The organism is Streptomyces scabichelini, assembly GCF_011045015.1.
Classification (GTDB): domain Bacteria; phylum Actinomycetota; class Actinomycetes; order Streptomycetales; family Streptomycetaceae; genus Streptomyces; species Streptomyces scabichelini.
The window spans coordinates 93810-104741 of the sequence record NZ_JAAKZY010000008.1; the positions used below are offsets into that span (position 1 = coordinate 93810).

The 10932-nt window shown below is 70.7% G+C and carries 7 protein-coding genes, 1 tRNA gene and 1 riboswitch; of the genes, 4 read left to right on the top strand and 4 right to left on the bottom strand.

Annotated features, from left to right (window positions below; all coding sequences use genetic code 11):
* Positions 1-77 precede the first annotated feature (77 nt).
* From G5C60_RS04585 to G5C60_RS04595, 3 genes are all read left to right on the top strand, one after another.
* Positions 78-151, top strand: a tRNA-Met gene (locus G5C60_RS04585).
* A gap of 152 nt (positions 152-303) precedes the next feature.
* On the top strand, positions 304-1410 hold the full coding sequence (locus G5C60_RS04590) for a PP2C family protein-serine/threonine phosphatase (RefSeq protein WP_420907341.1): 1107 nt from the start codon (positions 304-306) through the stop codon (positions 1408-1410).
* Positions 1411-1676: 266 nt separating this feature from the next.
* A riboswitch (cyclic di-AMP (ydaO/yuaA leader) is annotated at positions 1677-1832 on the top strand.
* An 11-nt stretch (positions 1833-1843) separates the two neighbouring features.
* Positions 1844-2860: a peptidoglycan DD-metalloendopeptidase family protein gene (locus G5C60_RS04595; RefSeq protein ID WP_165254871.1), complete on the top strand. Its 1017-nt coding sequence runs from the start codon at positions 1844-1846 to the stop codon at positions 2858-2860.
* Positions 2861-2929: 69 nt separating this feature from the next.
* On the opposite strand, the gene G5C60_RS04600 is transcribed toward G5C60_RS04595, so the two are convergent.
* The 4 genes from G5C60_RS04600 to G5C60_RS04615 all read right to left on the bottom strand — a co-directional run bounded on the left by G5C60_RS04600 (position 2930) and on the right by G5C60_RS04615 (position 8197).
* On the bottom strand, positions 2930-4243 hold the full coding sequence (locus G5C60_RS04600; RefSeq protein WP_165254872.1) for a PrsW family intramembrane metalloprotease: 1314 nt from the start codon (positions 4241-4243) through the stop codon (positions 2930-2932).
* A gap of 162 nt (positions 4244-4405) precedes the next feature.
* Complete coding sequence (gene trmB, locus G5C60_RS04605) at positions 4406-5203, bottom strand: tRNA (guanosine(46)-N7)-methyltransferase TrmB (RefSeq protein WP_165254873.1); 798 nt, start codon at positions 5201-5203, stop codon at positions 4406-4408.
* 151 nt (positions 5204-5354) lie between these two features.
* Positions 5355-6566, bottom strand: coding sequence for an L-2-hydroxyglutarate oxidase (lhgO, locus tag G5C60_RS04610; protein ID WP_165254874.1), 1212 nt, complete (start codon positions 6564-6566; stop codon positions 5355-5357).
* Positions 6567-6772: 206 nt separating this feature from the next.
* Positions 6773-8197, bottom strand: a complete 1425-nt coding sequence (locus G5C60_RS04615; RefSeq protein ID WP_165254875.1) for an NsdA family TPR-like regulatory protein — start codon at positions 8195-8197, stop codon at positions 6773-6775.
* A gap of 660 nt (positions 8198-8857) precedes the next feature.
* On the opposite strand from G5C60_RS04615, the gene G5C60_RS04620 reads away from it, so the two are divergent.
* Positions 8858-10932, top strand: a 2075-nt coding sequence (locus tag G5C60_RS04620; RefSeq protein WP_165254876.1) for an asparagine synthase-related protein, incomplete at its 3' end; no start/stop codon positions are given.

Sequence of the window (10932 nt, forward strand, 5' to 3'; positions counted from 1 at the left end):
TGGAGCCCCGGTTAAGAGCGGGGAGCGTAAAGCCGTGTGCTGAGCGTCCCGCGGATGGCGTACACTGGTCTTAACGGCGCGGGGTGGAGCAGCTCGGTAGCTCGCTGGGCTCATAACCCAGAGGTCGCAGGTTCAAATCCTGTCCCCGCTACTGAAGACTTAGGGTCGGAACCTATTGGGTTCCGGCCCTAAGTGTTTCCCGGTGTGCCCGATGGCCCGCTCACCCACTCGGCCCGCACAGGTCGCCCACCGACCCCCCTCCGGGAAACCTGGACGGAGCGCGGTGAAGGGCAGGAGACAGTGGTGGGGCCTGGAAAGGCGGAGGGAGAGGGTGCGTACGGAACGCGGGGCGCCTCGTACGTCATAACCCTCGTCCGGATCCTCCCGGCGCTGCTGATCGCCGGAGGCGTCTGCTACGACTTCCTCACTCCGCCGGCCTACACCGCGGTGCCCTTCTTCACCGTCGCCCCGCTCGTCGCCGCGCCCCTCTCCACGTTCGTCAACACGGTGCGTACCGGAGTCGTGGCCGTCGCCGCCCTGTCCCTGGGGCACGTCAGGGGCACCTTCGACGTCGGGGCGGTCACCGAGGTGGCCACTGCCGCCGCGGTCGCCGTGCTGGCCGTCGGCATCAACCGTCTCGCACGCCGCAGCGACGAGCGCCTGGCCTCCGCGCGCGAGATCGCGGAGGCGGCCCAGCGCGCCGTACTGCCCGAGCCGGCCGAGCGGATCGGCGGGCTCGACATCGCGGCACGGTACGAGGCGGCGCAGGCGGACGCGTTCATCGGGGGCGACCTGTACGCCGTGCAGGACACTCCGCAGGGCGTACGGCTCGTCGTCGGTGACGTACGCGGGAAGGGCATGGGCGCGGTGGCGACGGTGGCCGTCCTCATCGGGGCCTTCCGGGAGGCCGCCGAGCAGGAGGCGACCCTGGAGGCGGTGGCGCAGCGGCTGGAGCGGGCGCTCGCACGCGAGGGCACCCGGCGCGAAGGGCTCGACGCGGTCGAGGGCTTCGCCACCGCCGTACTCGGCGAGATCCCGCACGGCAACGGTGTCGTACGCCTCGTCCACCGTGGTCACCCCGGACCGCTCCTGCTGCACGGCGACGGGGCGCTGGACACGCTCCTGGCGGAGGACCCCGCGCTGCCGCTCGGAATGGGTGAGTTGGGCCTGTGGCCCGACCGGGCGCAGGAGACCACGTTCCCGAGCGGGTCCACGCTTCTCTTCTACACCGACGGGGTGTCCGAGGCCCGGGACGAGCACGGTGTCTTCTTCGACCCGGCGGAACGGCTGGCGGGCCGGACCTTCCACAGCCCGGTCGCTCTGCTCACCACGCTCGTGGAGGAGGTCGTCCGGCACACCGGAGGCGGCTCGACGGACGACATGGCGCTGCTTGCCGTGAGGAGACCCTGAGGCCACCGTGAGGCCGGATGCCTCTATATCACCTGTAGTAGTTGGACGGACTCCCTCCGCATAACAAGTGACACACCATCAACAGAAGTCACACCCACCAATCGTCCCTGAATGGCGATCAACTCGTCCGATTTACCCCGCTCCTGACGTTTAAGTCCAGGCCAAGAGCCTTAACGATCATCCAGAACAGCTTGGAATCCGGTGCCCGCGTCTATTAACGTTCGATAACGCAGCGCGGTCGTCCCAGCCGTCACAAGAGTCGGCTCCGTGCGCACGCGCCGAATTCCGCAAGGAAACCGGGGAACCACAACTTGGGGTGAATCGGGCGTAGTTCTCGGTGGAGACACCGTGAGCAACGCGCGTAGGAGACCTTCCTGCTCCGAACCCGTCAGCTAACCCGGTAGGCGAGAAGGAAGGAAAGGAGTGCGCCTACGTGGCGTCCAACAGGCCTGCCCCTCAGACCTCTCTCCCGCCGAGTGAGCAGCAGCCCGACACATTCGGCTACGGCATCCGCCGGGACGAGGAGACCTGGGAGGAGTGGAACCCCACCGAGGATTCCCTCAAGCCCGTCCGCGGCAGGCACCGTGTCGGCAAGCAGCGCGGCGGAGGTCTCGCCCGCAGCTCCACGGTTCTGGGCGTCGGTGTCATAGCTGCCGTCAGCGCGGGCGGCATGGCCAGCGCGCAGACCGGCAAGCCGCCGGTGTCCATATCGCTGCCCGACCTTCCGCTGATCTCGGACGACGCCGAGGCGGATGCCGGTTCCACGACGCCGCTCACCAGCGCCGGTCTGACCACGGCGGACGCGGAGCAGGGCACCTCGGACGCGGGCGAGGCCCTGCGCACCCGCATCGCCCTCCAGGCCGAGCAGCAGCAGGACCAGGCGGACCGCGCGGCCAAGGTGGCCGCGGAGACCGCCGCCGCGAAGAAGGCCGCCGAGCAGGCCGCCAAGGAGCGGGAGGCGGCCGAGGCCAAGGCCGCCGCCGCCAAGAAGAAGGCGGAGGAGGAGGCCAAGCGGAAGGCCGAGGCGGAGCGCCTCGCCGAGCTCGCCAGGAGCTTTGCGCTGCCGACCTCCTCGTACACCATCACCTCGACCTTCGGGCAGTCCGGTTCGCTGTGGTCCTCCGGGACGCACACCGGTCTGGACTTCGCCGCCCCCACGGGTACGCCGATCAAGGCGGTCCACAGCGGCACCATCACCGAGGCCGGCTGGAACGGCTCGTACGGCTACCTCACGAAGCTCAAGCTCGACGACGGTACGGAGGTCTGGTACGCCCACCAGTCCTCGATCAGCGTCAGCGTCGGCCAGAAGGTCAGCACGGGTGAGGTCATAGGCCGCGTGGGCGCGACCGGTAACGTCACCGGGGCGCACCTCCACATGGAGGTCAAGACGTCGGGCGGCGACGGAATCGACCCGATGGCGTGGCTGCGGAGCAAGGGGCTCAACCCGTAGGACCCCGGCAACGCTTCAACCAGCTCTTCGACGCCATCCGCTTCCGGACGAGAAGCGGATGGCGTCTTCTTAGTTTCGGTAGGGGTTGTACGCCGGGTAGGGCGTCACCTGTCCGTACGCGTTCCCGTGCGTGGGCCACGGCGGCGGCATCGGAGGCGGCATCGGAGGCGGCATCGGAGGCGGGGCCGTCGCGCGGGCCGCGTAGGCCAGCGCGGGGCGGGCCAGGTCGCGGCGGGCCCACAGTTCGTGGAGCAACTCCCGCTCGCGTACGACGAAATCGGTGCCCGCGCGGCCGCGGCGCCCCCGGTGGCGCAGGAACGCGAGGGACGTCGCGTACGCCTCGTACTCCGCGACGGCCCGCCCCGCCGCGCGCCCTCCGTGGTGCGTGGCGTACTCGCGGGCCAGACGCCGCGCCTTCATCGAGCCGAGCACGAACGGCTCCGGCAGGGTCAGCCAGCCCGCCATGGTGTACGCGGGGAGTTCGGCGCGCACCGTGCCGAGTTCGCGCTGCCGCGTCCAGATGGCCAGCCAGGTGAGCAGGCCGAACACGGGCACCATGAACGCCGCGTACACCGCGAAGAAGCCGTACTCGCCGAACGTCGACGAGCCGTTCCAGACGGCGTGCATGCCCATCGCGAGGAGCAGACCGGAGAGGGGCAGCAGCACGCGTCGTACGTGCTGGCGGTCCGCCGAGAGCGCCGCGACGCCGAAGCCGATGCCGGTCAGCACGGTGAACAGCGGGTGCGCGAACGGCGACATGATCACGCGTACGAAGAAGGTGGCGGCGGTGACGGAGGCGATGCCGCCCTCGTCGTTGAGCTGGTCGGTGCCGAAGGCGGTGCCGAGGTAGAGGATGTTCTCGGTGAACGCGAAGCCGGTCGCGGTGACCCCGGCTATCACCACGCCGTCGACGATCCCGGTGAAATCACGTCTGCGGAACAGGAAGACCAATAAGACCGCCGCGGCCTTCGCCGACTCCTCGACGATCGGCGCTATGACCGTCGCGCCGATCGTGTCGGCGCTGGTCGGATCCGCGGTGGCCGTCGCTATCCATCTGGTCGCGAAGCTGTTGGCGACGATCGCGATCAGCGCGGCCGCACAGGCGCCCCAGGCGAAGGAGAACGTCAGGTTCCGCCAGGGCCCCGGCTGGACCCGGTCCAGCCAGCGGAACGCGGCGATGAGCAGCGGGACGGGCAGCACGGCCAGGCCCAGGCCCACCAAGAAGCCCTGGGTGCCGGTCTGTTCGCGGACCAGGGCCAGGATGACGAGCCCGGAGAGGGCCAGCAGGGCGATCAGCGCGCCGTAGCGCACCCACTTACGCCGCCACCAGGTGCCTCCGGCGGGGATACCGGGGGGCGTCGGATACGGGGGACCGGTGGCCATGGCAATGACCCTAACGAGGGAGGGGGGTCGTTCGCGATGGTGCGTTCGCGCTCCGCTGGGTTCGGGGGGTGATGTGAGGGGGGTGACCTGTGGGTTTGTACGTGCGGGTCGTGGTGGGTTGCTCGCGCAGTTCCCCGCGCCCCTTTCGGGGCCTGCGGCCCCTCAAGCGGGCGCGGGGCTGTCAGGTACTCGGTGGAACAGCAGGTCGTGTACCACATGTCCCTTGTCCAGGCCCTGGGTCTCGAAACGGGTCAGGGGGCGGAAATCCGGGCGTGGGGCGTAGCCGCCGTCCGGCTGGGTGTTCTCGAAGTCCGGGTGGGCGGTGAGGACTTCGAGCATCACCTCGGCGTACGGCTCCCAGTCCGTCGCGCAGTGCACCAGCGCGCCCGGCTCGAGGCGGGACGCGGCGAGCGTGAGGAAGTCGGGCTGGATCAGGCGGCGCTTGTGGTGGCGCTTCTTCGGCCAGGGGTCCGGGAAGTACACGCGCAGGCCGCTCAGCGAATCCGGCTGGAGCATTTCCCGGAGCAGGATGATCGCGTCCCCGTTGGCCACCCGGATGTTGGACAGTCCCTTCCGGTCCGCGAGATTGAGCAGGTTGCCCTGGCCCGGTGTGTGCACGTCGACGGCGAGGATGTTGGTCTCGGGGTCGTCCGCGGCCATCTGCGCGGTGGCCTCGCCCATCCCGAACCCGATCTCGAGCACGACGGGCTTGTCGTTCCCGAACAACTCCGCCAGATCGACCCTCCGCTGCCCGTCAATATCCAGCCCCCACTTGGGCCACAGCCGCTGCAAGGCGTCCGCCTGCCCATGCGTGACCCGGCTCCGCCGCGGCTGAAAACTACGAATCCGCCGCTCGAAGTGAGACCCGGCAGGATCGGCCCGGGGCCCGTCGGGAAAACGGGGTTCGCCTTTGGCACGGGGACGAGGACGCTCTTCGGAGGTGTTTTGACGCTCAGACACAGTGCTTCTGATTCTACGGAGACCTTTTATGAACGCCGCTGCGCCCCGTCAGGGGCGCGGGGAACTGCGCGACAAGCCACAACGAACCCGCAGTCGACACACGACCTGGGTTTGCTTGTGGGGGGTCTGGGGGGGGCGCAGCCCCCCGTGGTCACACCCGCCCCAACGCCTCCAGCACCCGCCGCCCCACCTCACGCCCAATCGGAAGCGAAGCGGTAGCCGCAGGGGACGGCGCGTTCAGCACATGCACAGTCCGCGCCCCCTCCCGAAGAAGGAAGTCATCCACCAGCGTGCCGTCCCGAAGCACCGCCTGCGCACGAACGCCCGCAGCCGCCGGAACCAGGTCGTCCGGAGTCACCGCGGGCAGCAACCGCCGCACCGCCTCAGTGAACGCCGCCTTCGACACCGAACGCCGCAGCTCACCCCCGCCGTACCGCCAGTGCCGCCGAGCTATCCGCCAGGAACCGGGCCAGGCGAGAGTGGCGCCCAGCTCACGCACCCGGACGGTGGACCATCCGTAGCCCTCGCGGGCCAGCGCCGGCACCGCGTTCGGCCCGATGTGGACGCCCCCGTCGATGCCGCGCGTGAGATGCACTCCGAGGAAGGGAAACGCCGGGTCCGGCACCGGATACACGAGCCCGTTCACCAGCGAGGGCCGCGTCAGCGAGTAGTACTCGCCCCGGAACGGCACGATCCGCATCCCGGGGTCGTCCCCGGCGAGACGGGCGATCTCGTCGCAGTGCAGCCCCGCGCAGTTGACCAGCACACGCGCGCGTACGACCCTGCCGTCATCCGTACGGACGGCGACCCCGAGGTCGGGCCGCCGGTCGATGTACGTGACCTTCGTCCCGTACCGGATCTCCGCCCCGGAGGCCTCCGCGAGCTGCCGCGCGACGCCCACGAAGTCGCAGACGCCCGTCGTGGCGACGTGGATGGCGGCGAGGCCCTGGACCTCCGGCTCGTACTCGGCGATCTGGGACGAGCCGAGCTCCCGTACCGGAATGCCGTTCTCCCTGCCGCGCTGCACCAGGGCGTGCAGCCGGGGCAGCTCGTCCCGCTCCGTGGCGACGATCAGCTTGCCGGTCACGGCGTGCGCGATGCCGTACTCCGCGCAGAACTTGACCATCTCGGCGGCCCCCCGCACGGCGTACCGCGCCTTGAGGGAGCCGGGCCGGTAGTAGATCCCACTGTGGATGACCCCGCTGTTGCGCCCCGTCTGGTGCCGAGCCGGCCCCGGCTCCTTCTCCAGCACCATCACCCGAGTCCCCGGCGCGGCCCGCGTAATCGCATAAGCCGTGGACAGCCCGACGATCCCCCCGCCGACCACGACCACATCACAGTCATAAACGATCACGCGCCGCACCTTCCCACCTCCCACTTAGATAGTGCACTGCGCCACTGACAACGTGCTGAAACCCCAAAATCGGCGCAGGCTCCCGGCCGCCGCTTGAGGGGCCGCAAGGCCCCGAAAGGGGCGCGGGGAACGGCGCGATCAACCACAGACAACCCGCAGCCCCAAATCAACACCAACCAGGCAGACGCAAAGGAACCCAGCCCCAAGTGGAGCGCTCACGCGGGAGCAACCAGCAACGGCCGAGCCCTCTCCCGCAACTCCACCACCCGCGGCTCATCCCCATACGGCTCCAACCGGTGCAGAAGATCCTTCACGTACTCCGTGGTCCGGGCCGAGGAGATCCGTCCCGCCACCTCCACCGCCCGCACCCCCTGCTCACACGCCGCATCCAGGTTCCCCGACTCCAGCTCGGCAACCGCGGACACCACCAGCCGCAGGCCGTGCGACCGCACGAACTCCTCCGTCGGCTTCGACAGCGCCTGCTCCGTGAAGCGGCGGACCTGGCGCGGCGCCTTGAGATCGCGGTAGCACTCCGCGGCGTCGGCGGCGAAACGGTCGTACGAGTAGAAGCCGAGCCAGGACGGATCGTGGTCGCCGTCACGGGCCCGCTCCAGCCAGCCCTCGGCGGCCCGCAGGGCACCGCCGGCCGCATGGGCGTCACCGGCGCGCGCGTGCGCGCGTGCCTCGACCAGGCGGAAGAAGCTCATCGTGCGGGCCGTCGCGAGGCCCCGGTTGCGCTCCAGGGCGGCCTGCGCGAGGTCGACGCCCTCGTCGCCGAAGCCGCGGTACGTCGCCTGGAGGGACATGGAGGCCAGTACGTATCCCCCCAGAGGCACATCGGCCGCCGCGCGCGCGAGACGCAGCGCCTGGATGTAGTAGCGCTGGGCGGCCTCCTGCTGACCCGTGTCAAAAGCCATCCAGCCGGCGAGACGCGTGAGTTCGGCGGACGCTCCGAAGAGGGCGCGGCCGACCTCGTCCGAGTACGAGCCGAGCAGCAGCGGCGCCGCCTCCACCCGCAGACACTCCGGCACCATGGAAGAACGCCAGTCGCCGCCTCCGTACTTGGAGTCCCAGCGCCTGGCGTCCTCGGCGGCCTCACGCAGCTTCTGTACGTCGCTGTGGCCGACTTTCAGCGGTGCTCCGGAGCCCTCCACCGGGCTCGCGTCGCGGGCCACCGAACTGTCGGCCGGGGTTATCAGCCACCGGGAGGCGGGGGTCGCGTACGCGCTCACGGCGAACGATCCGGCGAGCGACTGCCAGATGCCGCCGGAGCCGGCCCGGCGCCCGGCGAGGTCGAGACGGTACAGGTCCGTCGCCGAGCGCACGGCCTGTCCTACGTCACGGGGGAAAGCGAGGCCCACTTCCGGTGCGGGATCCGCGTCCGCCAGACCGATCTCGTGGAGCGGTACGGGGCGGCCGAGCTTCTGGCCGATGGCCGCGGCGATGAGGTGCGGTGCCGCACCCTGCGGGACCATGCCCTTCGACACCCAGCGTGCCACCGAGGTCTTGTCGTAGCGAAGAGTCAGTCCGCGCTGTGCGCCAAGATCGTTGACGCGACGGGCGAGGCCTGCGTTGCTGATTCCCGCGAGGGCGAGAACGGTGCCGAGTTTTTCGTTCGGCCCGCGTTGCTCCCTGGACATGCGCCACCCCTCGACACAGACGGCTGCCGCGTTGGCATAACCACGCGGCATTCGTAAACCCAGCGTAGTTCGCCGCATCCCAAGCGTTAAGAGGCATAGTTCCGGATGGCGGGATTGTGGTCCGTAGAGAAGTACGCAGCGTTGTGGCGTGCTCCCGGTGTGTGGCTGTGCGCCCGGCCGTGCGCTCTTCTCCGGCCACCGTCGAAGCGCTTCCATGAATCCTGCGTGGGTCGGCCCGCTGTACTGGATCCAGCGGGCTGGGGGACACCGCCGCCTCTTATCCCCGCGGGCGGCGGACCGGTCCGGGAGGCGAACTCCGCCTCCCGGACTGTGCGTTGCGCACAGCCTGTACGGAGCGTGTGCACACCTGTCTGTCCATCGCCGATTTGGCTGAAATTCGCCCCTGCCTTCTGAGGTCGAATATCCCTCCTACCATGGCACTTGAGGGCGCGTTGGATGCCTTGGGGGAGCGAACCGGGGGCGCATTCGCGTCGTAATCTCCGTGCTCCGTGCGTGCGTTCGCTTCTTTGCGGGCATCTCCTCAGGGGCGCACTCTGGGAGCTCAAGGGGCGGCAGGGACCCACCGGCGCGCCCTCTTCGTGGCAGCATGGTGCCCAGTTCGTACGGTGCACTGGTTGTCCACAGCCTGTGGAGGCGGCGATGCGGTGGTTGGTGGGGTGGAGCAGTACCGCCGCCGGTGCTCCTGAGACCGGCTCGGCGGGAGCCACCGGAAGCGACGGCGAGACGGTGCACCCGGTGGGGTCACAACTCCTGTGGGGCGATCCCGATCCGCTCTGGGCGGTCGGCGACTGGCGCCCCGACGAGGTGCGCGTCGTGAAGGCCGACGCACAGAACCGGATCGCCGTGCTCGGCACCTGCGGCGCCTCCGACGAACAGCTGCGCGTGGGCCTGGTCGCCGCGCGCGGAGGGGCACTTCGCCATCTGACGGCCTGGTCCGGCAGCTACACGGCCGTCGTCCAGGTGGGCCGCCGGGTGATGGTGTGCGGCGATCTGGCGGGCGCACGGCCGGTGTTCTACACCCCTTGGGCGGGCGGCACGGCGTACGCCACGGCCGCGCTGCCCCTCGCCGACCTCATCGAGGCCAACCTCGACTTCGGACACCTCGCGGCCCTGCTCGCCGCCCCCGACGTACCCGCCGCCCTGCACGACTCCACGCCCTACCTGGGCGTGCAGCGCATTCCGCCGGGGCACGCGCTGATCCTGCGCGCTGGCGCACGCGAGATCGCCGGTTACGAACAGGTGGCCTCCCTCGCCGTCGCGGCACCCAGCGCCGACCCGGACAGCGCGATCGACGCCGTACGCGACGCCCTGGTGGACGCCGTACGAGCCCGTCTGGCCGCTCCCCGCCACGTACCCGGCGCCGATGTGGACCCGGGCCCCGTACCCGGCATGGGGCCCGCAGAGCGGCGTGCGGCGCGCGGCATGCCCGTACCCGGCATAGGAGCCGACCTCTCCGGAGGCCCCGCTTCGGGAACGCTGGCCCTCCTTGCCGCCGGACTCCCCGGCATGCCGGGCACCGTCCTGGGACATGGCACCGGCGCCGGTGAGCGTCTCCTCGCGGTCACGTTCAACGACCTCGCCGTGAAGGGACGCGAGGCGGAGCTGGAGCGCGCCGGGACGCTGGCCGCCAACCCGCGGCTGCACCACGTAGTGGTCGCCGGCGGCGAAGAAGTCCTCCCTTACGCGGAGTTGGACGGCCCGCTGACGGACGAACCGGGCCCGTCCCTCGTGACCGCCGCCCGCCACCGCGCGCGGCTGGCCTCGGGCAGCGCGGACCACTTCACCGGGTACGGCGCCCGGCAGGTCCTGGACGCTCACCCGGCGCGCCTCGCCGACCTGCTGATGGACCGCAAGCGACGTCACCTGGTGCGCCCGGTCGCGGCGCTGGCCAAGGCGGACGGCTCGATCATGGTCCCCGCGCGCGTGTACGGCGCGGCGCGCAAGCTCGCCCGTACGCCCTATCTCGTCGGCATAGAGGGACTCGCCGACCGGCTGCTGCACAGGCGGTTCGACGAGCCGGGAGGTGCCGTGGGTGCGTCCCTCGCCGCGCTCACCTGGGCCAGACCGGGCCCTGCGGCGCGCTGGCTCACCGGCGAGGCGCTGGCTGAAGTATCGGTTCGCCTGACGGGCGCGACGACCCGGGCAAGCGTCGGCCCCGGACAGCGTCCCGGCGACTTCCGCGCGCGTGCCGCCCTCGCCCGGCACGCCGCCGACCTCCGCATCCTGGAACAGGCCGCCGAGATCCGTTTCCAGCGGCTGCACGCCCCGTTCCTCGACAACCAGGTCGTACGCGCCTGCCGCGCCCTCCCTGAGGCCCTTCGCGTCCAGCCGGGCGCACGCGCCGCCATCCTCCGTACGGTCCTGGAGGGCGCCGGCGTCGCCGACCTCCCGCCCGGCTGGGGCGCCCCCTCCCACGCCTCCTCCGCAGCCGCCGCCCGCACGGGCCTGCGCGCCGCCGCCGACAACCTCGTCGACCTCTTCGACACCCCCCTCCTGGCCCAGGCGGGCCTGGTCGAGGCCCGAGTGGTCCGCAAGGCCCTCCGAGCGGCAGCCGAAGGCGAACCCCTGCCCCTGGAAGGCCTCGCGGACCTCGTCTCGCTGGAACTGTGGCTCGGCCGACTCCTGGACCGCCGGGGAACCTGCTGGACGGGGACACCCGCACGGCAGCGGGCGGTGCCCGGGGGGATCGCTCCGGAGAGGGGCTGTCTCTTATA